Source organism: Ruegeria sp. CL3, from assembly GCF_056536505.1.
Map to the genome: position 1 here is coordinate 48,227 of NZ_JBQFPT010000016.1, position 26,155 is coordinate 74,381.

At 51.5% G+C, this 26,155-nt stretch carries 19 protein-coding genes, 1 tRNA gene and 1 pseudogene; 12 read left to right on the forward strand and 9 right to left on the reverse strand.

Translation table 11 applies throughout. The features are described from left to right. Positions 1–56: 56 nt before the first annotated feature. The 4 genes from ACR0NO_RS20245 (at position 57) to ACR0NO_RS20260 (ending at position 2,762) form a co-directional block, all read left to right on the forward strand. Positions 57–133 (forward strand) — tRNA-Arg (locus ACR0NO_RS20245). 148 nt (positions 134–281) lie between these two features. After that, the gene (locus tag ACR0NO_RS20250) at positions 282–1,460 is read left to right on the forward strand and encodes a tyrosine-type recombinase/integrase (protein ID WP_480725306.1); all 1,179 of its coding nucleotides are present in this window, start codon (positions 282–284) and stop codon (positions 1,458–1,460) included. Further along, entirely contained in the window at positions 1,453–2,361 is a 909-nt protein-coding gene (locus ACR0NO_RS20255; RefSeq protein ID WP_480725308.1) for a hypothetical protein, read from the forward strand. Before ACR0NO_RS20250 ends, ACR0NO_RS20255 begins: the two co-directional genes overlap by 8 nt. 191 nt (positions 2,362–2,552) lie before the next feature. Continuing rightward, a complete protein-coding gene (locus ACR0NO_RS20260; RefSeq protein ID WP_480725310.1) occupies positions 2,553–2,762 on the forward strand; it encodes a MerR family transcriptional regulator in 210 nt (69 codons plus the stop codon). Between the two features lie 198 nt (positions 2,763–2,960). Here ACR0NO_RS20260 and ACR0NO_RS20265 read toward each other — a convergent pair whose 3' ends face one another. Continuing rightward, positions 2,961–3,122 (reverse strand): hypothetical protein, encoded by a 162-nt coding sequence (locus ACR0NO_RS20265; protein ID WP_480725312.1) that lies wholly within the window; start codon positions 3,120–3,122, stop codon positions 2,961–2,963. 226 nt (positions 3,123–3,348) lie between these two features. On the opposite strand from ACR0NO_RS20265, the gene ACR0NO_RS20270 reads away from it, so the two are divergent. After that, a complete protein-coding gene (locus tag ACR0NO_RS20270) occupies positions 3,349–3,807 on the forward strand; it encodes a helix-turn-helix domain-containing protein (protein ID WP_480725313.1) in 459 nt (152 codons plus the stop codon). Between the two features lie 31 nt (positions 3,808–3,838). After that, entirely contained in the window at positions 3,839–4,474 is a 636-nt protein-coding gene (locus ACR0NO_RS20275; RefSeq protein ID WP_480725314.1) for a hypothetical protein, read from the forward strand. A gap of 615 nt (positions 4,475–5,089) precedes the next feature. Here ACR0NO_RS20275 and ACR0NO_RS20280 read toward each other — a convergent pair. Both ACR0NO_RS20280 and ACR0NO_RS20285 read right to left on the reverse strand, forming a co-directional pair. Further along, on the reverse strand, positions 5,090–8,707 hold the full coding sequence (locus tag ACR0NO_RS20280; RefSeq protein WP_480725316.1) for a FecR family protein: 3,618 nt from the start codon (positions 8,705–8,707) through the stop codon (positions 5,090–5,092). A 206-nt stretch (positions 8,708–8,913) separates the two neighbouring features. After that, positions 8,914–10,176, reverse strand: a complete 1,263-nt coding sequence (locus ACR0NO_RS20285) for a tetratricopeptide repeat protein (RefSeq protein ID WP_480725317.1) — start codon at positions 10,174–10,176, stop codon at positions 8,914–8,916. 133 nt (positions 10,177–10,309) lie between these two features. On the opposite strand from ACR0NO_RS20285, the gene ACR0NO_RS20290 reads away from it, so the two are divergent. Continuing rightward, complete coding sequence (locus ACR0NO_RS20290; RefSeq protein ID WP_480725318.1) at positions 10,310–13,444, forward strand: CHAT domain-containing protein; 3,135 nt, start codon at positions 10,310–10,312, stop codon at positions 13,442–13,444. Between the two features lie 276 nt (positions 13,445–13,720). Here the strand turns inward: ACR0NO_RS20290 and ACR0NO_RS20295 are convergent, their stop codons facing one another. After that, positions 13,721–14,506 carry a hypothetical protein gene (locus tag ACR0NO_RS20295; protein WP_480725319.1) on the reverse strand — a complete coding sequence of 262 codons (786 nt, stop codon included), beginning with the start codon at positions 14,504–14,506 and terminating at the stop codon, positions 13,721–13,723. Positions 14,507–14,888: 382 nt separating this feature from the next. On the opposite strand from ACR0NO_RS20295, the pseudogene ACR0NO_RS20300 reads away from it, so the two are divergent. Beyond that, positions 14,889–15,543, forward strand: a pseudogene (locus tag ACR0NO_RS20300) (transposase family protein); the annotation flags it as partial. Positions 15,544–15,785: 242 nt separating this feature from the next. Further along, complete coding sequence (locus ACR0NO_RS20305; protein ID WP_480725320.1) at positions 15,786–17,342, forward strand: peptidoglycan-binding protein; 1,557 nt, start codon at positions 15,786–15,788, stop codon at positions 17,340–17,342. Positions 17,343–17,697: 355 nt separating this feature from the next. Here the strand turns inward: ACR0NO_RS20305 and ACR0NO_RS20310 are convergent, their stop codons facing one another. Beyond that, positions 17,698–18,075, reverse strand: a complete 378-nt coding sequence (locus ACR0NO_RS20310; protein ID WP_480725322.1) for a hypothetical protein — start codon at positions 18,073–18,075, stop codon at positions 17,698–17,700. A 155-nt stretch (positions 18,076–18,230) separates the two neighbouring features. Further along, a complete protein-coding gene (locus tag ACR0NO_RS20315) occupies positions 18,231–18,626 on the reverse strand; it encodes a hypothetical protein (protein WP_480725324.1) in 396 nt (131 codons plus the stop codon). 485 nt (positions 18,627–19,111) lie between these two features. Here ACR0NO_RS20315 and ACR0NO_RS20320 point away from each other — a divergent pair, with 485 nt between their 5' ends. The 3 genes from ACR0NO_RS20320 (at position 19,112) to ACR0NO_RS20330 (ending at position 21,977) form a co-directional block, all read left to right on the forward strand. Further along, entirely contained in the window at positions 19,112–19,564 is a 453-nt protein-coding gene (locus ACR0NO_RS20320; RefSeq protein ID WP_480725325.1) for an SOS response-associated peptidase, read from the forward strand. Positions 19,565–19,783: 219 nt separating this feature from the next. Next, positions 19,784–21,085 carry a DUF3300 domain-containing protein gene (locus ACR0NO_RS20325; protein WP_480725326.1) on the forward strand — a complete coding sequence of 434 codons (1,302 nt, stop codon included), beginning with the start codon at positions 19,784–19,786 and terminating at the stop codon, positions 21,083–21,085. A 1-nt stretch (position 21,086) separates the two neighbouring features. Further along, on the forward strand, positions 21,087–21,977 hold the full coding sequence (locus ACR0NO_RS20330) for a DUF2950 family protein (RefSeq protein ID WP_480725328.1): 891 nt from the start codon (positions 21,087–21,089) through the stop codon (positions 21,975–21,977). 475 nt (positions 21,978–22,452) lie between these two features. Here the strand turns inward: ACR0NO_RS20330 and ACR0NO_RS20335 are convergent, their stop codons facing one another. From ACR0NO_RS20335 to ACR0NO_RS20345, 3 genes are all read right to left on the reverse strand, one after another. Then, entirely contained in the window at positions 22,453–23,730 is a 1,278-nt protein-coding gene (locus ACR0NO_RS20335; RefSeq protein ID WP_480725330.1) for an O-antigen ligase domain-containing protein, read from the reverse strand. After that, positions 23,727–25,208, reverse strand: coding sequence for a GumC domain-containing protein (locus ACR0NO_RS20340; protein ID WP_480725331.1), 1,482 nt, complete (start codon positions 25,206–25,208; stop codon positions 23,727–23,729). Before ACR0NO_RS20340 ends, ACR0NO_RS20335 begins: the two co-directional genes overlap by 4 nt. Positions 25,209–25,322: 114 nt before the next feature. Continuing rightward, complete coding sequence (locus ACR0NO_RS20345) at positions 25,323–25,937, reverse strand: response regulator transcription factor (RefSeq protein WP_480725333.1); 615 nt, start codon at positions 25,935–25,937, stop codon at positions 25,323–25,325. Positions 25,938–26,155: the final 218 nt, after the last annotated feature.

The window sequence follows — 26,155 nt, forward strand, 5'->3', positions numbered from 1 at the left end:
TGCAGAATCGGCTTGCACGTCTCCCGCACCGGGTCTAAACACCGCTTCACCAACGCGGACCGATAGCTCAGCTGGATAGAGTACTTGACTACGAATCAAGGGGTCGGGGGTTCGAATCCTCCTCGGTCCGCCATTTGGTGATTTTCTCAAACCTCAATGAGATACACTAGGTTGCTTAAACCTCTGTGTTTTATGGCTGTGGTCGCGTTGGCTGGTTTCGTTGGATTTTATCCGATCATACCCGTATACTTTCATTGAGTGGTATATTTTGTGGTATTTTCATGGCTGCGCTCAGCGGGAAGCTGACAAAGAAGCTGGTAGAGAATCTCGGTCCGGGTCGGCATGGCGACGGTTCTGGCCTGTACCTTGTTGTTGATCCATCGGGTGCGCGGCGCTGGATTGTGCGAGTAACGGTCAAAGGACAAAAGAACCGCAAGGGCGCTCCGCTGCGCACGGATTTCGGGTTGGGTGGCGCTGATGTTGTCACTCTGAATCAAGCCCGCGAAAGAGCTCTCGAGTATCGACGAATGGCAAAGTCAGGGCTGAACCCTCGTTTCAATGCCCAGCGCGAAATCCCAACTTTCGAGGAGCTCAGCCGACAGGTCCACATCGACCGCCTGCCAACATGGAGGAATGCCAAGCATGGGCAGCAATGGCTCAACACCTTGCGCGACTATGCGTTCCCAAAGATCGGACGCATGCCAGTCGACAGCATTGATCAGCCCGAAGTGTTGATGTGCCTGTCCCCGATCTGGACCGAGAAACATGAAACCGCAAAGCGACTGTCGCAACGGATCAAGACAGTGCTCGACGTGGCAAAGTCCAAGGGCTTCCGCTCGGGCGAGAACCCGGTGACCGCGATCCGCGAAGGCAAGGTGCTGCCCACCGTCAAAGCCAAGGTCCAGCACCATGACGCGATGCCGTGGCAGGAGGTGCCCGCGTTCTATGCCGAGTTGCAGACACGCTCGGCCATGGCCGCCAAGGCGTTGCAGTTCACTATTCTGACCGCCTGCCGAACCTCAGAGGTGCTGGAGATGAAATGGCCCGAGGTCGACGTCGATGCGCGTCTGTGGACCATCCCGGCGGAGCGCATGAAGGGCGGACAGGTCCATCGTGTGCCTCTCACCGACGAAATGCTGGCCATTCTGGAGCCCCTGCGCGCGCTGGCCTCGGATTATGTGTTTGAGGGGCAAAGGCGGCACCAGCCTTTGTCGAACATGTCCATGCTGATGCTGCTGCGCCGGATGCGGCAGGATGGCGTTACCGTGCATGGCTTCCGCAGTTCGTTTCGGGATTGGGCGGCAGAGGCGGCGAACGCGCCGCGCGAACTGGCGGAGGCGGCTTTGGCCCATCAGGTTGGGTCCGATGTGGAGCGGGCGTATGCACGGTCAGATTTGTTGGAGCGTCGGCGCTCTCTTCTTGCCGAATGGAATTCATTTGTTGGAGGATTTGATGGTTAGCAACAACGAAGATCCACTGTTCTACTGGAAACTGTGTGACGAATTGTCAGTAGTTGACGCTGCCATACTAATAATTGGTGAAAACCCATCTCAGCATGTCGAGCTATGGGATCAAGAGGACAACGTCAGAATCTATGATGAGCATGGCGTGCCAAAGACCAAACAGCGCCAAGACTACGATGATTTGAAGCCTGTACTAAAGGCTCTGAGAGCCGCGATTTTAGGAAACCGTCTTCGCGCGAAAATTAGCTACCCGGCCCGTGGAGTTAAAAACTACTCGCCAGATTTAAGCATAATGGGAGAGCCGGTCTATCATACTGTCAAACTAGAACTGGACCCATATCAAGAAGAGCGAGTTGAATTCGATCATTTGGTAAGTTGTCAATCGGGCGAAGGCCGCCTGCATATAGGTGGGCCAATTCAGGTGGCCAGGGGCGCCGATGAGTTGTGGGTTTTCAAAGAGCCGAATTGGGAGCAGACAACTGTCGAGGTAGACGACCTAAAACGCTGGCTCAATGGTCGAGGCATTCGACCGCGTTTCTTCTTTCCAAACTCTTCTACAGGGGGCTTGGACGACAAAACCGGACCCAGGTACTCACCTAAACTGGCCTGTGCTGTGGCAGCTTGGCAGGCTGTTTTGAAACAACAGAAAAATAAAAGCGTTAAAGAAAGCCTTGCGATGTGGGTGCAAGCAAACGGTGTGCAATTCGGACTTGGCGATGAAACCGGTTTGGTTCCGAAAAAGGCGGTGGACGAAATCTCAACTGTAGCGAATTGGAATACCAAGGGAGGGGCCACGCCAACCTACATAGAGGATGAAACCGAATTCCCCGAAGCCGTGGATAATTTTGATAGTGCGATCCAAGGCAACGAAGACGACGGTTCCGAGATTCCGTTCTGAGTGATACGGTTCTGGCAGTGGTGGTCAGGTTTAAATTATTGTAATTTTGTAAAAATTTACAATTTCAAAAAGCTTTCACAGCAAACTGCAGTGTTAACTCGTTGCAAGTTTTTCAAAGTTCGGCAGCTATTAGTGGGCCTGCCGGAAGGGCAAGTTAATGCCATCGCAACTGATCCAAGAGGATTTCAACGATGGCAAACGTCTTCAATGACGACCGGGTCTATTTCCCAGAAGACCCTGAAATGCAATTGCTGGGAAATCGCGAAAAGCTGGCTCAATGGCGCCACCGCATGTGTGGTCCGGCCTTTATCCGCATCGGTCGGCGGATCGCCTATCACGGTGCTGATCTGAACTCCTGGCTGGAAGCGCGGCGCACCGATCCCAACAACGAGGCTGCATAATGAAAAACCCCAACTCCAAGCGCGGAGATGGGGCTTTTCCAGTGACATCAACTGCCACCCTAGCAAGTCCGGTTGATGCCACAGGATGCCCCGCGCCGACAAGACAAAACGAGCGCCGGTACTACTGGTCGCCTTTGAGCCATTCGGTTGAACGGGTGATTGTACGGAAAGGACGGATCAAGCATGGCTGATATGTCCTTATCCAAGTCGATCAATGCCAGACACGACAGTGGGCCAGACACAGGCCCGCTTCCACGAACTGATCATCGCGAAACTGCTGAGAACTACAGCGGCGAACTCTTGCGCCATGGTGTCTACCGCATCGCCGTATGTCGGGACGGCGTCCAATGGCTGTTTCAACGCCAGAGACCCCAATTTCCAGCCGGGGGAGCGGCGTGGGACACGCTCGGGTACTGTGTGACCAAATTCGGCCTAACCCGGCTCGTCCGGGCGCATATCAACTGTGACATACCCGAACTGGATAGTTTGCACGAGCATTTCCCACGGAGGTGTCGCGATGAGTAGGCGGAGGTTTCCTGCGGGCAAACGATCAGATGAGGGGCAATACATCCCTCTGCCCTACGCCATGATCAAATCTCCGGCGTGGCGGGCCTTATCCGGACCAGCAGTGAAGCTCTGGCTGGAGATTCACACCCGCTTCAACGGCGGCAACAACGGCAAATTGTTTCTGTCGATGAACGAGGCGGCAGAAAATTTGGGGTTGGGCAAGGCCACGGTTCAGCGTGCCTTCAAAGATCTACAGAACAAAGGCTTCCTCGTGCTCGAGCAGGAAGGTGATTGGTACCATCGCCGGGCTCACGAGTGGCGGTTGACGACCAAGGCGACCCAGACCCGGTCTGGCAAGAAAGCCGCCACCAATGATTGGCGGTTCTGGCAGCCCAAAAAAACAAACCGCGGTTCTGAGACGGACCCGTCAGCATCCTCTGTGGTTCCGTTTGAGAACCCAAGGACCTCCCATGGTTCCAAATTAGAACCCGTCAGGCCGGTTTCTCGTCGGTCCTTCGGTTCTGAAACGGAACACTAATACTAACCACTCCCTGTTACGCGAGGCGGACATGAGCAAAGCACAAAAAGACAAAGGCAACGATCTGCAGAAAAAGGACTCCGAGCTTACCGAAGCGGAGACCAATGTGGTTGCCGATCTGAGAGAACGGAAGAGATCACGCGTCAGGGCGCCGGATATCAAGTTAGACTTCGATGAAGACGCACGCAGGCTCACACTTGGGCACAAGGGAAAAGACCCAAAAGCGGCTTGTGCCTTGGCGATGCATGAGCTCGGCACCGTTGATTATCGGTTCTTCGAAGGGGTCATGGATCAAGTAGCCATACTCGGACAACAGGACAGCTCTGTCTCCGAGACCGCATCGAACTTTGTGATGTCCGTTGTTGCCGGGGTCAGGCCCCAAGACGAGATCGAAGCCATGCTTGCGATCCAGATGGGCGCGATCCATCAGGCCACGATGATGATGGCGCGCCGCCTGAACCACGTGAAAACTCTCCCGCAGCAAGATTCTGCGGAACGGGCGCTCAACAAACTTGCACGGACCTTCACGAGCCAGGTTGAAACCCTGAAACGGTATCGCTCCAAGGCAGATCAGACTGTCCGCGTCGAACGCGTCGAGGTCAAAGAAGGTGGTCAGGCCATCGTAGGCAATATCCAAAACGGGGGGCGGGTAGATGGCAAAAAGTGACGACAACCTCATGGACCCCGCCAAAAGGCTCAGAGATGCGCCCAGATGCACTGCGACGGCCAAGTCCACAGGTCAGCGTTGTTGTGCTCCAGCTGTTAGAGGTTGGAGTGTCTGCCGAATGCATGGTGCCAAAGGTGGGCACGTTGCCGGTCCAAGTCATCCGACTTGGAAACACGGAGACAGATCGCGAAAGGCCGAAGAACTGCGCAAGATCATCAATGACCTAGTCCGCGCCGACAAAGAACTACAGAAATTGGTAAAACAGGGTGACTCAAAATCGAAATAGACTTGAGAAAACTATAGATACTGTGAAACCGGCCAACGATACGGTGTGATAGAGAGCTATGGGGAAAGTTAGTGGTAAGCGATTGCGATCATCTGCTGTTTTGGGCCGACGCACTTACTGTTTTCACCGCACACACTTACGATGTCTCGTGGGGTTGACCCGCCCACCCGTAAAAAGCGAGGGGTCTGCTTGCGAAAAACTGCGTAGGCAAAAAAACACTGACCATCCGCTTGTCTGAGCCACTAGAGACCTGCGAAAGGCGATTTAGACCAAGACAGGCTAAACTATATATTTGAATGTATCGCTAGCCTGCCGCTTGACTAATCCGTTCAATTGCTTCCTGTCATGACTGCACCAAATGAACCTGTCGCCTCGTAACCACCCCCATTGGTGATATCAAATGAGCCGATTAGGCCGCCTGGAACCAAGCCGTCACTATCGATTGGACTCATGGAATTGTGAACGAATTCGCCAGAAACCGTGGCAGAATGCGTACCGGCTACGTCGACTCCAATTCCTCCATATAGAAGACCACCAGCGCCAGCATTGAATGAAGTTGTATCCCCGGAGTAGAGCCTTTGGTCGAAGTCCATCTCAAAGCTACCTTGGTTATTGCGGAAATTGAAATTGTCGGTGTAAGTTCCCACGACCAAGCGTGAGGCACCATCGTCGACAACCGTTCCGACTGCATGTCCTTCATACATCGCGGTCGTCTTGGCCATCGTTAAGTTCGACATGTCGATACGATCACCTGCTGCGAATGCACCAGCATGAATGTGCGCCGTTCCGCCAGCCAAACTCTGGTCACCCATAAAAAAGCCCCATTGGGTGTGAACCGATGACTGAGGTGCCGGGATATTCACATTGGTAGTTGTCTGAAACTTGTTATCCAAGGCCTCAGCAATGTTGGAATTGCCTTCGGCAGATCCAATACCAACTTCGCCAGAGATCAAGGCCAAGTTGGTGTCATTGTTATCTGTTTCTCCTAGGTCGAAAGTCGTCGCACCAAATTCCAATCCGCTCACGTACGCCGATGAATTGAACTCGATTGGGCCTTCTGGCCCGTCGATCACCAATGGGAACGTGAAAGCCGTTTCACTGGGAGCACCGAATTGCATGTTGGAAGTGGAAACCGCGAGGGGCGCCACACCATCATACGGCAGCTTGAAACGGGTTCTTTCCACTGTTTGTCCGTCGGAGGATAGTGTTTCATACATTGCTGTTGCGAACCCGATTGTTCGATCGCTCAAAACAAAATTGCTTGGCGGCGGCCCGGGCAAGTTTCTAGTTCGCGAATAGGCGACACCAATTCTTTGTAGACCAAAAGTGTTTGTATCACCGTTCAATGCTGTTTCTGTGCCACCAGGAAGCTCAAAGCGCTGGTTCAGATTGCTAGGGTCGTTTTCGGCTGTGACCTGGTTGATGATAGTCCCAGAGTTCTCGAGCACGAAGTAACCGACAGGGCGAGCCGTTCCGTCAAGGTTTAGGTTTCCTCCGCCGACTGCAGAGCTTCTCGACTCACCGTTCGCTACCAAAGTGGAAGATCCGGCCCTAGACGTGCCAACCGTGTAGGCTACAATGTTACCCTCCACAACGCTTCCTTGTGTGTTTGGTCGAATGTTATGGTCCAGTTGTCCAATTGTGGCGGAAACAGTTGAGACTTGGCCCTCAGCAATGTTCTCCAGTCCTATGTCAGCATGAAGGATCGGATGCGAGATTTTGTCGTCACCCAGTCGCGGCCCATTGGCTTCGATTACTATGACCCCGCTATCACTTAGCTGATCGGGTGTGACGGGCCCAAGATCGGTCCATGTTTCTTCTCTAAGAAATGTGCGTGTGACTGGAGCTTTTCCTGGTCCAAGTACCTCAGTAACTGAACGAAGGCCATCTACGTCCCCGGCAACGAAGAAACGATTCGTTGTTCTTGGATAACTCAGATCAATGTCTCTCGACGCCAAGTAGTCCGTAAAATCCGGAGATCCCAAGTCCCCATGGGCAAGAGTAATTCTGTAAGGCGCGTCTTCTAGCGTGATAATTGCAGAGGGAATTACAATTGGGTCCCCACCGAGGGACGCTATACTGTTAGGGGGACGTGGATTGCTTTCGTCAAAGTCAACAAAAAGACTAGTTTCCAAGCCTTTAAAAATAACCTCACCGCCTTCAGCTTCAGCGACTCGTTCGAGCCAAACTCGAATATTCCGTTCAACGTCTGCAACAGCTTCTTCGCGGGTTCGGCCACTGCCAAATTCGCAGAGAGAGGACTGAGAGCATATGGAATTCAAGTCGAAATCGAAAGATATCGCTGGTGTTACTTCCGTTAGCAGGAAATTCCCGCCGCCGCGATTGTTATTTAGTATCGTAAATATCGAAGACGTCGATTCTAATGACCCATCTGTTGACGCAGTACCTGTACCGACCGCTCCTATCGAAATTGAAACCCCCCCGTCGCGAAAGTCTATGAAACCGGCCTCTGCTGGATCGTCCTGATCGAAGTCAACTTCAAGATTGTATCGATCCAAAACGACACCATCAGGCGTTGGGAGCCCGGTTCTTCCAGTGTATTCTCGGTAAACCAATACCTCCCTAGAACCAACGCCGGGAAAGTCCCGAGTGATAGTGCTGCCGTTATCAACACGTATCGAACTCGTATCAAAGAAAAGAAACCTTCTAGTGCTTCCAGCGACAGGATCCAAGTAGTCAATATTTTCTACAGTGGTAGTCCATTCGGTGTCTCTAGGCCTAGCACCCAAACCACCAAAAAAAAGATCTCCAGATATGCCCCCGTTACCCACAAGCTCATAATCGAAGGCTCGGTAGCCCCAAGTGTCGTATTGATTGGGCGCACTATAGAACCAGGTAAGCTTATCGGCGCCATTTACGGACCTAAAGCGTCCAGGAAAATTCAAGTTTCCGCTTGTGTCTTGGCTCGACGCGATTAGCCATGAGCCGGTAGCAAGTCCAGCAGGTGAACTGATCACTGAATTTGTAGATGAGCCAATAGGCTCGAATGTACCTTGCCCATTCGCAAGGTCGGGTACGTTCTGGATAAATGTGTACTCTCGATTAAACTGCGTATTTGACTCAGTATTGCTTGGAACGACGGACAAACCGTCTCCGATAGTTGCAGAGGGTAAACCTCCAGGAATGCCGGCGCCCGGGTCACCAAAGCTGACTGGCGTGACAACTCCATCATCGTTACTACCGCCATTTCCTTCTCCGAAATTCGGCTCGATGTCATCAAGATCGCTACGAACCAACTGATCCGTTCTTTCACCCAATTCCGATCCATCCTCTTCAGTATCCAACGACGCGAGCTGCGGGACTGATGATTGTGAGCCGACTTGTGGTGCAACTCGACCGGAAGTCACACGCGGCCGCAGGCCGGTAGTCAAACCGGTGCTGAGTCCTTGCAGGTCGGCAATTACTTCGGATGTTTGCATCCGTCGCGGTGAAGAGGCGCGTGTGCTTGACGCAAAAATCTGAAATCCTGGCCGATAAAGCCGCTGTGTGCGACCAGCGCCCGCCACGATAAGCTCTTGACCGTGCAACAGGTGGGTGCGCGTGGCCTCCGCTGCAACAGCGATAATGGCTGAGCCATCCGAAAGCCGCATCTCTGAGTGGGGCGTACTTATTAGAATTGGCAGAGAGTCGTTTCGCGTGCCACCAGCCACACGGAAAAGCCCCTGTTCGATATCGATAATAACTTTTCCGTCTGCGTCTCGCGAGACGCGACCTTTACTTCCCGGAGAGAAAATTACTGAAGTCCCATCGGGTAAAAGGACTTCAACTGTTTCATTGCTACCCGTTGATAAATCGCATGCGGAAAAACACGAGCTAACAATATGTCTTACTTCGCCTTGCTGTTGCGCGCTTGTTGGGTTTGAAATACCCAAAGAAACCAAAAGCGCCACCGCCGAAACGGAGCGCGTCACCATTGAACCACGCATTATATGTCCCCCACAAAATCAAGTTTAAGGTTATTCAATTCTCCCTGTGGATGAGCAGACAGGAATTAGCTGGCAACACGCGTCTATCTACGGTGCCACAACAAATCTGTGATCAAATTCAAAGAGATGATAAGTCTTATTCCATAAATAAATCAAGGTTTAAGTGATTCAGCGTTCCAACGCGGTGCTTTACAAGCGCCTATTGATTAGAAGCGCCGGTTCAAAGTTACGGCTACAAAGTTGTTGTCAAACTCTCTAAATTCATAAGTTGAAACAGCGCCATTTGTGCCAATTTCTCCAATCACTTCAAAGCGATTCTCCAATGGTACGCGAGCACTTAGTACAACTCTGTAGTTATCCGTTTCTTCGACTCCGAGTGCATCGCATACCTGAGGCAGACAGTTGTCATAGTTACGCCATGCGTAACGGCCATCAATTGAATATATCCACGGCCGCTTACTTAAATTAAATGGTGCAGGACCGAGAATCGTGTAGCCCAGCGAAACTCCAAAAAGATCATACGCCTCAGAATCTATCTCAGCGGTTTTGCGAGAATAAAAGGCGCCGTATCTGATAGACTGTGTTTGGGACAAAACGTAACGTCCAGAGTATCCCAAGATTAGTTGCTCTCCGTCACGAAGATCATTGACTCGATTGGTCGACGTATTTTTAAAGTCTTGTCTGCGCCAATTCACCAGAGCCTGCCCAAAATGGCTTGCATTGTAGGCAAAGGATAACGTCGCAGTCGGGCCATATTCATCTAAGTAGCTTTCGCCGTCGCGATCGAATTTCACCGCATCAAATGTAAGACGCAACGTTGTGGGCAATTCGCTTGTCGGTTGCAGATTGAACAACATTCCAAGCCCGGCGCTGAACCTATCCAGGTTAATGTCACTGGTTTTGTCATACCTACGGCCAAAATACTCTGCTTGCCCAACCAGCCTGTGGCCAGCCTGAAATCCTAGATCATAAGTCAGTTCGCCACCGAGGCGAAAGAATGCTGAAGCAGAATCCTCACCTTCATCCTCGGGAACGACGCCAGATTCTGGACCGGCATTGGCATTTGAGTCATAGGAGAAACCGAAAGACGCTATGCCACTAAAAATTAGCGGGTCGTTCCGATCATTCGCTGTGGCCAAAAGTTCTTGTGCTCGTTGTCTAACATCTGGCGGAACGCTTGGAGAGTTCAGTGCATCTGTGATAAAGCTTTCTGCCAATCGGTTTTGACCCACTCTCAAATATAAAACACCGAGCTCAAGCTTAATATTAGCCAGTTGAGGGAAAAGGATCAGTACTCGCTCCAGAGCAGCGATTGCGTCGTCGAACCTGCCTTCTTGTGAGGCTATCTGCGCGAAGCGGAAAGAAGCTTCAGGATCTGCCGGATTAGCCAGTACGCGAGACAAGGACTGCTCAAATGCACTGTTGTTTTGGGCAAAGGTTGGGAGCGCGGGCAAAGTAATCAGGCTCACCGTTGTAGCAATGAATGTTGATACCGATAATAGGAAGAACCTGTGCATAGCCATACTCAATAAATCCCTTGACCCTCAGACAATAATTACGAAATGTTACTGGGTAACTTCAAATTTAATCAACGATGTTACCATGTTGCGCTTTCTGTTAACAATTTGGCTGTGTCTTTTTTGCAGTTTTTTTAGTGCCTCGGTGAGTGCTCAGGTCAACTTGAATTCCCCTGAATCGTTAATTGAAAGCGCCAGAAAGGCCGCGGCGAAAGGAGAAAATTCTGTAGCACTAGAGATCTATGAAGATTTACTTGCCTTATTCGAGAATTCTGATCAGCCGCGCGAGGATATTCTTGCTTACTTGAACAATGAGATTTCGGTGCTAGCGCGCGTTCTTGATCAATTAGAGTATTCTCAGGGCTCTGCCGAAGCTGCCATATACCACGGGAGAAACTCCAAAATCAGTGGCCCTACAATGGCTGTGTATTTCGCGAACCACGCCTTGGCTTTGGCCGAACTACACAAGTTTCAAATGGCAAAGAAAAGTTTTGTGGAAAGCCTTAACTACCTGGAGAATTCGGAACCCAGTCCTGTCAAAATTCACATTCTCACTGAATTTGGTGTTATACTCCAATCATTGGGCGACACTTCAAAGGCGAGGAGTAAGTGGAGCCAAGCTGCGACGCTTGCCTCAGCGGTTCCTCAATCAAACCAGCAGCTGCGTCGCATTTTACGGTTAAAAGCGGGTTTGGAACTTCAGGAGTTTGCGCTGGTTGAAGCGTCCGAGACGCTTTCGCAATTGAAAAAAATAGGCGAGGCGGGACTTGAGGAAAAGCTACTTGAAGCGCGATTTGATCTCGCTGTAGGCGAGCTGAACAAAGCCGAGGTCTCCTTTAATGAAATCATTGATTCCGCGAAGGGTAAGGATGAAGAAGCCGGTCTAATAAGAGCATCAGCTTTGTACAACTTATCAGAAGTCTACTTCGCAAGGGGAGATTTTCAGCGCGCTGAAGCGACGAATTTTTTAGCGGAAAGTGCCTATGTGGCTGTGCTGGGTGCGGAGCACTATGTGGTGGCACAGACAACGCACCGCCGCGCAGTTTTGCTTCAAGAAACAGGGGATCTCGAAAACAGCATTGCGCTATACAAAGCCGTCCAAGCGCAAATTGAGGCGATATTCGATAGCGACCACCCAATTTGGATATCGACAACAATAGAGTTGTCTACAGCCTTATCCCTATCGGGCTTCGATCACGATGCTCTAGATACTATTAGGCAAATAAACGCAACTCAATTGGAGGGTCGACGAAAGCTTCTAGCTGTCTCGGCGCTCGGGCTGAACCTGTTTCGCGCGGGACAATACGGACAAGCCAAGCCTCATTTGAAAGAGGCGGTTGAAGCTTGGGCTGATGGCAAATACGGCTTAGTCGACGCACCGCCGACGCTAAATGCACTAGCAGAAATCGAGATTACCGACGGAAACTATGAGAGCGCCATTAAACTCGCGACGAAATCGAGCACTATTCTGGCTGAAACAGGAGCGCTTTCTATCGCGCGCATTTCTGAAGCGCGCCGAATTGCCGCTGAAGCCCTTATGTCGCTAGGACGTACCCGCGAGGCTCTTGAGTTTGCGAAACAAAACAGGCTCGCTGCCGCAACACAATTGAATGAAGCGGCGTTTGCCTCAAGTGCGACGGCAGATTTCGAGCCAAGGCAATTAAGGCGTCAACTCGGTCAATATTTTAATCTAGTCTGGGAAACATCCGGATCATCAGGAGCCCAACAATTGTTTGAGGCTGCACAGCTGTTGCATCTCAACGAAACTTCTAGAGCGGCCTTACAGACAAAACGAGCTTGGATGCGCAGCCAAGATGGGGACTTATTTAAGCGCAACGAGCTGGTAAAGGAAATTCGGTCAGCCGAAAGGCGACTAAACGATGAATTTCGCCGAGATAGCATCGACAAGAAAATCATTGCTGATCTGACGGGATCGATAGCAATCAGGAAATCCAATCTCAACATATTGGATGGTAAAATCAGGAGCCTGCGCCCTGACCTTATGGCGTTTCTTGCACCGCAAACGGTACCACTGTCACAAATACAGTCGAAACTGAAAGAGGGTGAAGCTCTATGGGTGCAGTCTGTTTTTGACGACGAAAGCTATGTATTTTGGATAACATCAGGGTCGATAGACGTTGGTCGCGTGCCGATCGGAGCTGATGAGCTATTTGATCACGTGTCCAAAATTCGTGGAAGTTTGGACATCGCGGCGAATAAACCTTTTCCTGAATTTGCTAGCCAAGAGTCTCATCGCCTGTTTGAAGTGTTTTTTGGAAGCTTTGACGATCAAGTTTCTAAAACGACACACATATATGCAATGCCGGATTCCGCCATGCAAACGATTTCGCTCGCTACGTTGGTTGTGAATCGTAAGGATCGGCTTCCGCTTCAACCTAAAAACCAAAATCGCGATTTGAATTTTTTAGGACACATGGTTTCAATAGCGCTGCTGCCCAGTCTCGAACTATTACAGAAGTCAAACACTCCAGCTAGAGAAAGTACAAACAGATTAATTGGCTTTGGAGATCCGTTATTGAATGGTGAGGAAGGGTTGGGCTCAAGGGGTTACTATGATGCTTTTGACACGACCCGTGGTTTTGCCGATCCGGCCGTTCTAAAAGAGATATTCGAACCGCTAAGTGACAGTCGCTGGGAGCTTGAGCAAATTGAGCTCGTGCACGGTACCGATAACAGTCAGTTGTATTTTGGAGCTCAGGCCTCCGAAGCCAAGCTTAAGCAGATGGATTTGGCGAAAATAGGCACTTTGGTGTTCGCCACTCATGCGGTCGTCGCGAGCGATTTTGACGGTTTGTTGGAACCAGCACTCATTTTGTCACCTCCAGACACTCCATCAAAGCAAGATGATGGACTGCTTCTAGCAAGTGAAATCGCTCAGCTTGAAATTGGCGCACGATTAGTCGTGTTGTCAGCCTGTAATACAGGCGCAGCATCCGGACGCGAAGGAGCACCAGGTTTCTCGGGTCTCGCGAGCGCTTTCTTCCAGGCTGGGTCGCATTCTGTCGTTGCGACGCAATGGACAATACTCTCCGTTTCATCTTTGCTTATAACGCCGAAAATGATTGATGGTATCGATCGCGGAAATTCCACATCTGAGTCTTTGCGAATCGCGATGAAAACGGCTGCTGAACGTGTTGGGCCAGACCAGCTTGCACATCCAGCGGTTTGGGGGCCATTTGTCGCCATAGGTGCAGACTGAACCATTCTTGGCATCCACTTGTGATATCATTCAAGTGAGTCGTTTCCAGATTAAAAGTGCTTCTCACGCTTCGACTACCGTGCGCTAGCCGGGTAGCGTCAGATGTTTAGAGTAAGGGGCAATAATAAGTTTAGACCTCAAGGGCAGATTTCTTACCAGAAGCGGGTGTTCGAAAAAATGCCTCCATCACCGGGCCGCTGACTTTTCCTTCGTCCGTACGTCTTGGGTCAACGTCCGTCGAAAGCCCCGAGGATGCATTCAATTCAGGAGTGTCAGCTAGTAGCTTTTGGGCGCTCTTTTTATCGGCTTCGCATGTTTTTTCATTGAAACCAGAAGCTGTTCTAACCGTTTGGTGGTAGGATCGGTTTTCTTACTTAAGGCGTCTGTATACTTTTCGACCAAGTATCTAAGCTTTTTCAAGGTTTTTTCATCTAACTTGGAGTTTTTCAAAGCCTTTTCCAACTCCGTTCGAATCATAACTTTATCTCTGCCGAGTTTCGTATGGTTTTCAGACACACCTTCCAAGATTTTGATTTCGCCCTCTGCGTTGCCGACATAGATTGCGGAAAGAAAGTCCCACAAAATACGCGCATGTTTGGTCGGTAAAAGCCCATTCAAGCCGCCGTTTTCGCTGGCTCTCTTATTAGTATCTACAGGAACTATCTTGCCGGCCATAAACGCACACTCTGCGAGATGCCGGAACCTAACCTTCTCACGATAGTCAGGGCAGATAAGCACCGGTGCGCGCATGTCCTCAAGTACATCGACAATCGTGTCAAATCGCAACTTACCAGTACTTCTTATCTCCCGCTTATTTGCCTGCTGAATAACTTTATACAGAGGTTGCAGATTGAGATCGTTCATCTGTCCCGCGGGCAGGATTTTTTCCACATCACGAATTATGTCCCAACCAACAAAATTGCCAGCATACATAGTGCCCAAGTCCGCTTCCGGTTTGATATCCGCCGACGCCCGCTTTATATGTTTCTTTAGTGTTTCCCAGTTCGATTTTTGAATTCGATTTATGATTTTTATGTCACTTGTTTTTTCCTTAGAGGGCACAACAGTTTATCCTTCTGTATAAATCTTAGGAGTTCAAATGGCAAAATTGAAAATGCTAGGAAATGGTGCCACCACTAAACCCGTACATTCCAAATAGCTTAACGCTTTTGCATCGCTAGTATTAGTGACATGTTTCATGACATTACGTACATGGAGCCGTAAAAGTAACTTAAGTCAGATGCGAGCCTCGGTGCAAGTGGCTTGATCTGATCGATGAATCTGATGTTCTCTGCTCTGCGGCATTGAACGAAGTGTGCTCAACGCGGTCATCTTAGGATTTCTGTCGGATGACTGCATTGCTACGATGAGCAGCCTTTACGATGTTCGGTTCCATTCCTTCGGGCAGCGTGATTCAAGTCGGGTTGAGGATTGTCTATGTCGCATTTGTCCTGGCTCGATCAAAAAACAGCTTGACCGCATCAAGCACTTGTTCCCAAGGCCGCGAGGGGTCCTACGTGTTGATAACCGAAAGGCTCTCGGAGGGTTCATGGTGTTTTTACGGCGGCTTGTGATGGCGGTACACGCCGCCGGAGTATGGTCGCACAAAACACTATGCAATCGATTTGCCAGATGATCGCGCCTCTGCGTCTTTGCGCGCATCTTCCCTGAACTGGCGGAATCGGAGACGGACGGTGAAGCCATCATGATCTACAGCATCCAGCTCAAAGCGCACCGAATTAAGGCAAGCCTTTCAATAGGTGAACTTTGACGCGAGCCATAGGTCTGACCAAATTTGGCTAAGATGGCGTGTTGCACATCATCTGCGACGAGTGTGGGTGACCTCCGGCTTTCTTTCTCTCAGTCGGGCAAAATGAGCGATGCCAAAGTCGCGTTTGTTTTGTTTGGAGTTCTGCCACTCGCCAAAACTCATTTGGGCGGCATCGGCCGGGCGCGGCATAAAAACGTGCATACCCACCCTTCGAGGCCGGCGGAACCCTGCCAACAATGATGACGGTCTGTATTGCAAGCAGTATCGTATTGAGAACCTGTTGGCCTAGTTGAATGACTAGCGCCGCGTGGCAAACCGTTGCGACCGATGAGGTGTACTGTTACTGTCCGCGTTCTGCATCGACGCAAGTGGCATCTATTAGATACAAGTCCTGACCCTAGCAATTGCTTGATATTTAACTTCATTAACTCTCCAGGGCGTGACGACATATCGACAAAAATTGAAATTTGGAATAATATATCGCTTTTAAGCTCAACTCTCTTTTTCTTGCTGCAAAAGAAATATGAGTGACAGTTTGCATTAATGAGTTTCAGGGTGAGGTGGTTAGTTGTGGCAATAAGGCTTAAGTCATCTGTCGGAAAGAGCGTGCAAAGCGGAGAGATCAAGAAGAATGCACCAGGCGATGTAATTCTGGTGCGTCAAATGTTGCGTGCTAACAAGTTCAATGTTCGAGCCGAAGGCGGGTTTGACGCGGGTCTCGGTAAGGCGATCCTACACTTTCAGAAAAAGGCGCGGCTCAAAACTCAGGACGGAGTTGTCGATCCTGACGCGGCGACGTTCAAGGCTCTACTCCCACTTTACCGGAAGGCAGTTAGCGAAGCAAAGAAAGCCCAATGGTACCAGGTTAAGTTCAATGGCAAAGAAATGCTCGTGCCGGAGCATGAGATTATTGCTATTCGAGACGAGTTGTTTAGGGCAATTCAGCCAAGTATCAAAAAAATGGTGAGCCGCCATAACCACGCCATGGAGCTTTATAGACAACACATTAGAGTCGCGCAGCAAAAAGAAGGCTTCGCAGCTTCAGTTATGCAATGGGCGTCAATAAAACTATCCGGTGTGGATTACCCGAGCGATAGAACAATATTCTTAGCAGATTGCTGCATTGCAGATCTGAACATAGCGGTCAAAAAAAAGGATCTAATTAAGACGAGGGCCGCTTTGTGCGCAGCTGAGCCCGCGGTGAACAAATTCAACAAGGAAATGCGTGCGTTTCACGAGGGTATCATAGAAGGCTCCTCTACGGGAATTAAAGCGCTCGAAGTCACCTCCGATACCTCTTTCTTTATCTTCGAAGCGCTTGCGGCAGCAGTACTGATAAAGACCGCAGGCAACAAAGCAAATTATGTTGCGGCGAATGGAACAGCTTTTCTAAAGAGCAGTGCTCAGCAGTATGGTCGCTATCTGGCTGGCAAAGAAGTAAGTTTTTACGGCGTGGCTATCGATATAGGTGCTGCCGTTGGAACATCGTTTCTGGGAAAAAGCATGGGTAAGTACATCGACCAAAAGAAACTGATCGGTATTACCGGCAAGAAATTTGCACAACAAATCCGAAAGAGCGCTTTACCGATATCAATTACAAACAAGCAGGGCGAAAAATTCATTGAAAAGCATGCGAGAGGCGCATTCAAAGGAGCGATAAAGGGTGCAGTTGATTCTGCGCTTAAGGAATCTGAGCAGGCATTTAAACGTGGGCGCTTGCCAAATTTCGACGAGATTATGGATCACGCTGCCGATGTCATCTCGGCTTCGATTGCTGGGATGGCTATGGGAGCATTCGAGAAGCAGCGACCTAAGTTCGCACACAAGCTCAAGAACTACATGGGCGATAAAACGATTCTAAACTCGATCAAAAATATAAAGCGCGGCAAGATTTTCATCTCGATGAGCGAGACAAACAAAAGGAAAGTTCTGGACGAAACGATGAAAAGATTTGGTACCAAAGGTACCGACCTTGGTCTCAAATTGCTCGCCAATCAAGTGCTGGATGATCCAGGAAAAGCTAACCTCGACAAGGCTGTAAAAGACGCAGCTGAAGATAATGAGGTGTGCAAAGCCTTCGAGAAGGCTCTGGATGAGGCTATCATGAAGATTGACAGTAGCAAGTAGGCCATCAAACATAGTGCATTTGGATCACTAGAGTTCCAAATAATACTCTGAAGAATTTAATGACCATACCGATTGATCCAAGTGGATATGTCATGAATGCTCTGAATTTCATTCTCGTAGTGCCAATGGACAAAAAGATGAAATGGTGTGGTACTTTGTGTGGTATTAACTCCACTGAACTGTAAAAAATTTAATATTTATAAGTATTTGCATATAATGTTATGGTGATCCTCGGTCCGCCACTGGTTTACCTTCAAAAATAGAGGCTTAAATGGTGCGGCCCACTTGATGGGTCCATGGGCTTTTTACTCAAGGCAACTTTGAGGCAACCGTTCTGGGTGAAAAAAGGGTGTTTTCACCCCAATCCATACGGTCCACCATCCTGTAAATCGCCGAACACTGCCCATGCCTCGTGGCATGCGTTTGCTAGTGCTATGTCATCCTCGTGGATGCTGTCCTTGAAATTGGTGTATGCCATTCGGTCGCCCAGGTTCATCAGCACAGTCACGAGGTGATTGCGTGGAATGAAAGCCCGGTAACGATAGTCGCCGCCTAGTGTTTCGATCACTTCGCCGTCCATACCATAATCGCGCAGAAGTTCGGCGTCTTGAGCGCGGCGGAACCGCAGACAGACGCGAGACCCCATGTGCGGCCCGCTGGTCTTGCCGTCCTTATCCTTTGCAACGGCTGAGAAGAAGCCCGAACCCTCGGGCGTCGAGAATGCTACCCACATCTGCAGGTCCTCCTAATTTTTTTGGAAAAAGGGGGCTTTGTCTATCAGATACAATATAGGGTCGTCAAATCGCGGGGGCTTACGTGCGCGGGCGCATGGCCTGTGGGCGCAAACCCAAACCTCTTCACTAGGCACCCCTACGAGATGGTTGGAGACTACTCTACGTCATCCAGATTTCGCTCAATCACCTTCTGCTGGGCCAACCTTTCTGGAAAGCGGTCGCTGATGTCTTTGAGCCGCTGCGTTGGATTGACGCTCATGCCGACAGTTCCACTGTGGGTATGTGTGATGCTGACACCATCTGCTCGTCCGAAGGCTCGGTCCTGAGCTAGGGCCAACAAAGCGATTTGTTCTTTGCCAGAGAGTTTTCCTGAAAAAAATTCGCCGCTCCCATCTATGCGATTGAAGAGTTCATCCATAGACAAAAGATCGTTCATGCGTTTCACAGCGATCTCGCCGTTCGACTGGATCAACTTTCTTGTCTCGGGGTCCAGTTTAGGTCGCCCGCCGGGATTACCAGAATGACCGGGCTTGAAGAACGGTGTTGGCACAGCGGACTCCTCTGTTCTCAGAAAGTGAAGGAATCAAGTACTAAGCGTCTATTTTATATAGCATAATGGATGCCAAATTGCGATCATTTGCGCATTCTATAAGCGCACCAGGTAAAGCCGCATTTATGTCTCTCTTTCTCAAATTTCCTTGGGATGCTGTACAAATGCATTCAGGATTGGCGAAGCCGTGGCTTCCGCCATCGTGGGCTGAACTGTTTTTCTCCACTTAGTTTCCGGAAACGCTAAGGTTAGTAAGGCAGATTAATGTGTAACCTCTATTCGAATACGACCCCGGCAGATGCGATGCAGCAGTAATTTGCCGTCGCTGTAGAAATAGACAGGCTCGGAAACGTGGAACCGCTTTCAGCAATCTACCCAAAGCACATGGCGCCCATCGTCAGGAAAGACGAAGACAGGGCCCGTGAACTCGTGTCTCTGTCCGGGGGTTTCGAACGACTAAGAAATCGAAAAAGACTGGCGCCATCTTGCAACCTCATGCCTCGAACAATGCGCGGGACGACAAGGTCCTGAAGAGCGGGCTGTGGAAGAACAGTTTCGAAGAGCGCCGTTGTCTCGTACCTGCAAGCTCGTTCTGCGAGGCGCAAGGACGCAATCCGGCGACGTACCACTGGTTCGCGCTCAAGGGCTCCGGGGTTCGCCCACCATTTGCGTTTGCCGGGATGTGGCAAGTATCGCGATACGAAGGCAAAGAAGGGCGAGAAGAGGTTCCAGCGTACACAGTGATAACCACCTCAGCGAATGAAATTGTGCGTCCGATACATCCGCAGAGAATGCCAGTCATACTCCGTCCTAGTGACTATGAGGTCTGGTTGGATGGCAGCGCAGCGCGGGCGTTTGAACTGCTAGAGCCCTATCCCTCAGATGAGATGGATATCGTCAGATCAGGCGTAGGAGAAAAGTCTGACACTAGTCTTTGAACGGCACGGTGCTGGAGAGTGTCCCCGTCAACGAATGTCCGCTTACGATCTCGCCTTGGACATCCGACGATTATTGTCAGATGTCTGCATCGAGCCCAAAGCGAACACTCGCTCAAACTTGGTTTGGGGGCCACTATTATCCCACAACCGTCTATTTGACTGATCGGTTGCCAGAATCGCAGTCTTAGGTGATCCTTTAAGAAATCGAAGGATCGCAATATGTTTAGGTTTCTTTTAATTGCATTGGGTATTTGCGTATCTACTTTCGCGTTAGCGCAAGAGTCATCCGAGGATTTAGCGGCAAAAGACGATAACTCAGCGACCTCGTCCAGCCTGCTAACTGACGCTGAGTTGCAGACATTGGTCGCACCGGTTGCTCTGTATCCCGACACGTTACTCATACAGATATTTGTCGCGGCCACCCAGCCATTGGAAATTGTTAAGGCTGAACGGTATTTGCTGGATAACGCCGACCGCGACACCGTTAAACTTGAGCCGGAAATCGAAGCAATGGGATGGGATCCTTCTGTCAGCGTGTTGGCGACGGCTTTTCCCGAAGTTGTTGGTCAGATGGCCACCCATATCGACTGGACCGAGACAGTCGGCACAGCCATGTTGGCTCAGTCCGATGATGTGATGGATGCGGTACAGGTCATGCGGGATCAGGCAATTGACAGCGGCGCACTTGTTTCAGGTCCCGAGCAAACTGTCGAAGTGTCTGACGACGACACAGTAGTAATTACACCGACAGAACCCGAAACGGTATACGTCCCACAATACAATCCCGAGACAGTTTATACTGGCCCGTCAACCGGGGATGTTGTGGGCGCGGCACTACTGACTTTTGGTGCTGTTGCCTTGATCGACGAAATTTTTGACGACGATGATGATTGGTACGACTACTGGGGGTGCAGAAATTGCGGTGGTTGGGGCGGTGGTCCGATTTATAGAAATCCAAACATCGACATAGACGTCGATGGCAACGTCAATATCGGCAATGATATAGATTTAGGTGACCGAACGGATATCGGATGGAACCCCGATCCTGACCGGCAACAGGAGGCCCGGAAGAAAATAGCGGACCATAAAAGACCTGAAGGTGGTCGTGGCGACTTGCCGGTTAACCGTCCTGATGGTCGCACAGATGAACTGCGTGCAAAGTTGAGCCGAGAATCTGGCGCTGCAGATATTAGCCGGGACCGCGGGGCGACCGCAGCTGTGGTTGCTGCCGGTGCTGGGGCTGTAGCAGGCGGGGCTTTAGCGAACCGAGGCAACGCTAGTCGGGACAAGGCCGCAGCAAAGCAACAGGCCATTGATCGTACCAAACGTCCAGATGCAACGAAAAAGCCAGTCGCACAACGACCGCAGACCTCTAAAAAGCCGCAGGCGAAGAAAGCCGCATCGACACAAGGCAAGCCTAGGGCATCCAAAGGGCAAGTGATGGAGAAAAAAGCGTCCGGTAGCAGAACTCAAAGCGCGTCCAAGCGTGGACACGCCGCTAAAGGCGCGCGGAGACGGTAAGATGCGTAGATTAGTATTTACAATTTTGTTGCTCTCCGGGACTTCAAGCCCGGGCTTCTCTGACGGAGCCAGCTTTGATACGCCGCAAATCGCACTGGATGCTTTTGTTGATGCGTTGAAGGCCAATGATCAAAGCAAGCTGATCGAAATTTTCGGGCCTGAAGCCGAGGATCTGGTTGGAACGGGTGATCCGGCGGAAGATCAAGAAAGAAGGCAGGAAGTGCTTGGCATGTATGCCGAGGGGTATCGTTTCCGGCCTGAGGACGATGGCGTTGTACTTCTTCTGGGTGAAGATGGTTGGCCTTTTCCTATCCCAATTCTGCGTAAAGAGGACGGTTGGCGCTTTGACCTGGAGGCTGGGATCGAGGAACTTTCAGCCCGCGAAATTGGCTTGAATGAGTTGGAAGTGATCGAATTGCTTGAGGCCTATGTTGACCTTCAGGCAGCATTCCGGCTTGTGGACCATAACGGGGATGGCGTTATGGAATTCGCTCAGACAATCATTTCTGATCCCGAAGAGCAAAACGGACTCTTCTGGCCTGGTAAAGACAGCTTTGTCGGCGCAGCGCTCGCCCGCGCCGCAGCTTCGGGCTGGAGTGATGGTCAGGCTGACTATGAAGCCGAACCGTTTCTTGGCTATTATTACACAATCCTGCAAGAGCAGGGCCCTAACGCTCCGGGGGGCGCCTACCCCTATTTCGTCGGGGATTTCTTCGTTGCAGGACATGCCTTGCTCGCAATACCGGCAGATTACGGAGAAACAGGCATCTATTCTTTTCTGGTAGGCGAAAACGGCATAGTCTACGAGGCAGATTTTGGCCCGGAAACACTCAGTATTGCCGCTGAAATTACTGCCTATGATCCAGACACCAATTGGTCACCGGTCGAGTAATGTTTGGATTGATAGTGGCGTTTAAGCTCCGCTGCTTTGCTGAGGCCGCTATTTGCACTTCGTGTAACAAGCTTTAGTTCGATGGTTACAGATTCAGCTTGGATCGCTGTTGCAACACACATTGTGACTGCGAGCAAATTGCCCATCTTACGGTTTGATCCATTCTTCGGCCTTAACACGTTAAAACTGAATGATCGGGTAGTTCGCAGAGCGGTGTTTCATCTGAAATTACCGAATGACCGCTTTGAGCCCAAAGCAGACTACCAGATATCCGATCTCAGTAGTTGGCTGAAGAACCAAACTGTCGTTGATGAACTTGGAGGCGCAGATTTCAGATCGACAGCAAGTTCACCGTAAAAACATGAAAGTCTTCACCTGAAAATATCTACCATTCGTTCTCGAGAGTGGCAATTGAACCAACCCAAAAGAATGACGTCTGACACTACGCTGGTATCGCAACAATCCTAGCGGCGTATCAGCTTCCCAGACACACTGATTTGACCTCTCGCAAATGCAATCCGAGCATCAGTAAGGTCGGCCAGAGCAAGTAGGTTTGGATTTCAACGTTCTCTCCAAAGGTCAGCAGGAAAACTGTGAGCAACAGCCCGAGCGGCAGTCTCCCGCGTTCCGACTTTATGGCGTCCAGGGTGACGATTGCTAAATGACCGAGGAAAGGAACGAGAAACGCGGCAAATCCGGTCAGCCCTTTCACGAATAGCAATCCGTACCAGGTGTGATGGCTGCCGATCGGCATGTACTCAACAAGATGCGCTCCTGGTCTGACCGTGCCGTGCCCGAAAACCATCGCGTCTGATTGCCATCGTTCATATGCGATGCGCTGCAGCGTTTTGCGTACGCGGGTACTGTCGGCGCGCGCGGATTTGAAGCTGTAGAGGGCTCGGTTGCCGAACTCGACAAAGGCGGCGCCCCAAACGGCTACGGTGGTGGTGACTGCAGACATTAAAATCCACCCCAAGCTGCGGGCGACAAGTGGCAATAGGCGGGGTGACAGCGAGCAGATCACCAATCCAACCATACCCATTCGGGACTTGGACATAAGGATCATCAGAACTCCGGCAGCTAAGCTGATAACCTTCCAGCTGCGGTGCTTTTCTTCGAGAGCAAACAAGACCATGCAGACGCCCAGCAAGGCCGCGAATGGCGACCAAGGCGCAAAGAACTGCCAACGCGGCGTGCCGCTGGCGGGGTCGATTGTATATAGGTAGACCGAGAAATACTCAGGCCCCGGGCCGCCCACTGCTTTCAACGGAGACGTAAACAGCAGATGTGGCAGACCGGCATAGGGGGCGAGAATTAACAACGGCAGAAGGCACAAGGTCCAAAGGCCCAACACGCATTGTCCTCTGACTAGCACCTCGCGTCGGATGGGCAAGACTGATCCGGCAAGGATAAACAACGGGATCAGTGCCCAACCCTTGGCCCAACCGATGCTCGATTTGATCGTTTTGGTGGTGCCGAGATTCCAATCCGCGTGGCCTGCCCAAAGTGAGACCAGCATCGCTAGCATGCCAACGCTCCAGACCCAGACCAAGGCGGGGACGGGGCCGGTTGCGCGCATATCCGAACGGATCGCCGGGCCGAGGTAAAGTGACAACCCGGCCATCGCAGCCAACATCCAACCTAGCACCGGACCGACAACATAGAGCGCGCCAAGCCCGTAGAACGGCCACGTCCAGACCAGCGTGTACCAGACGATCTTTTCGGCCGGGGTTTGAGGGGCCACATGCGTCATCCTGCGGCCTCTTTCTGGTCTTTTAGCAGCTTTGAGATCAGCGGGTTTCGGATCCAGGCAAGCACCAAACCCATCAGCAGCATAAGGCTTGCAGCGATCCCGGCGGCAATCGAGATTTTCTTGTTCGGCGAAGACTGGTGGGTCGGCAGAGACGGGTTTTCCAGCACTTGGATCAAGGGATAGGAGGCATAGACATCGGTCTTTTTCGACTCGGACCGAGCGATGGCAGAGGCGAACACGGCTTCTGCCACGGCGAAATCTCTCTGCCGGTCCTCCAATTCAGCGGCGATGGGGGCGAGGTCTGACAAGCGCAGAGTTTCCAGACGAACTTGTGTGCGCAGCGTCGCGACATGTTCTTCCAATCCCGCACGCAAGGCATCCTCGCGCACCACCTCGCTGAGCAACTGCGCCCGTTGCCCTTCCGGCGCGCGATCCAGTCCACCGAGCTGCTCGGCCGTCAAGCCGGTCACCTGCGACGCGCGTTGTAACGCAACCGAACGCGCCCCTTCATAGTCGTTTTGGGCATTCACGTAGATCGGATGGCGCGATCCATAGGTCGCGTCAGCTTGCGCCAGCTTTGCAGCCCCCGCCGACACGTCCTCAAGCAACGATAGGTACTGCGCATCAGCATAGAGTTTCAGCGTTGCCGCCGCTGCATCAGAGGGCAGATCCAACGCGACTTGAAGCGCGGCGACACGTTCCGATTGGCGTGCCAGCTCGCTCTCCTGCGTACGCAACTCCTGCTTTGCACGGTCATTTGCAGCGACCTGCTCTTGGTATTGCGCGACTGATACTAGGCCGCTTTGCGACTGCAGCTGTTTGATTTCGGCCCGTGTGGCCTGAATTGCGCGCGTGTAGTCTTCGATCGCGCCCGTATTGCTGGCCTCACGGGTGGCAATTTCATCGGCGCGCAGAGCGTCAATTTCGGCGAAAAAAGCCGCCACTAGGGCGTCACCATATTGCTGAGCGTCAGCCGGAGAGGCCGCTTGAAGCTCGATATGGATCAGGCTGGTTTGATCGACCAGTTGAACCCGCGGCTTGCCAAACCCATCTCGGTCAGCCTCTACCGCCTTGGTTGCCGCATCGAGGATGCGATCGGCCGACAACAAACGTTTATACGTCTCGGTCGGGCTGATCGAACCGTTGGCAAAGGCAGAGTTCGCGTATGAGGATGCCTGACCGATATTGGCCAGGTTCACCGATGCGGAAGCGCCAGATCCTGGCAGGATCAATGATGCGTGGGAGGTGTATTTGACAGGCGCGGTCGCCAAATAGCCGCTGATCGGGGCCCAGATGCAACTCGCCCCAAGAAGGTATAATGCCACGTAACGGGGCAGGCGGCCTGCATCGCTGAGGCGCCCGCCCTTTACGATGCGACGCCACCCGAGCGTTGTGAAATTGGATCGGGAAATGCGCGCCCAGTGCAGAAATTGCGTGTCGCGCGTGGAGTCAGAGGAGCTTGAAATCTGTTGCGGCATGGAAAAACCCTTTCTTAAAAGGGTGATACACCGCGTCTGGCTTCTGATCATTCGCTCAGTAGGCTAGGGGTCGAGGGGATTGGGAGCGCCCCCTATCCCTTCGGATAGAGACGCTTAGAACAATCCGGCCTCGCGCGCGGCCAGTGCGGCCTGCGTTCGATTGCTGACACCAACTTTGCGGTACAAAGTCTTCATATGCAGTTTGATCGTCGGCTCTGACAGATCCAGATCGCGGGCGATTTCCTTGTTGGATTTGCCTTCAGTCAGTCCCTTGAGCACTTGCCGCTCTCGCTCTGTGAGTTTTTGAGCCATGGGGTGGGAGTCTACCGGCTGCTCTGCGTTCATGAAACCAGCAGGAAGGTATTGTTCTCCCATCGCCATAAAACGGATCGCGTTCACCAGGGATTTGGCCGGAAGAGTTTTGGGGACGAAACCGGCCGCGCCAAGTTCCAGCGCGCGTTGCGCCAGATCGCGCGAGGTGTCGCCGGTAAACAGGGCCACATGCTGGGCGCCGTCCAAAGCGATGCAGGCTTCAAGCCCGCTTAACCCGTTCATACCGGGCATGTTCAGGTCCAGAAGGACCAGATCAAAGGCTCCGTCGTTCTCAATCAGAGTTTTCGCGGCCGGGAAATCCGGCGCGGTCTCCACCTCGATCCCGCCAGCGGCATCTATGAAGGCAACGAGCGTGTCCAAAATAAGCTCGTGGTCGTCAGCAATAAGAACTTTCATCTCAAATCTCCGTCTGCCCCCAACCACACCCAAATGCGTTAATAAATCATTGAGCCCATGGCATGAAGCCTGCCTGACGGACAGGTGAATATCCAATCGGATAGGTCAGCGGGCCGTTTCCGCCACGCTATGTGCTGCGGGGTCGTTTGAATAGACCTATTCTCCGATCCCTCTCCGGATGCTCGCCTATCGGTTGCAGGGTCTCATTGGCAGTCTGA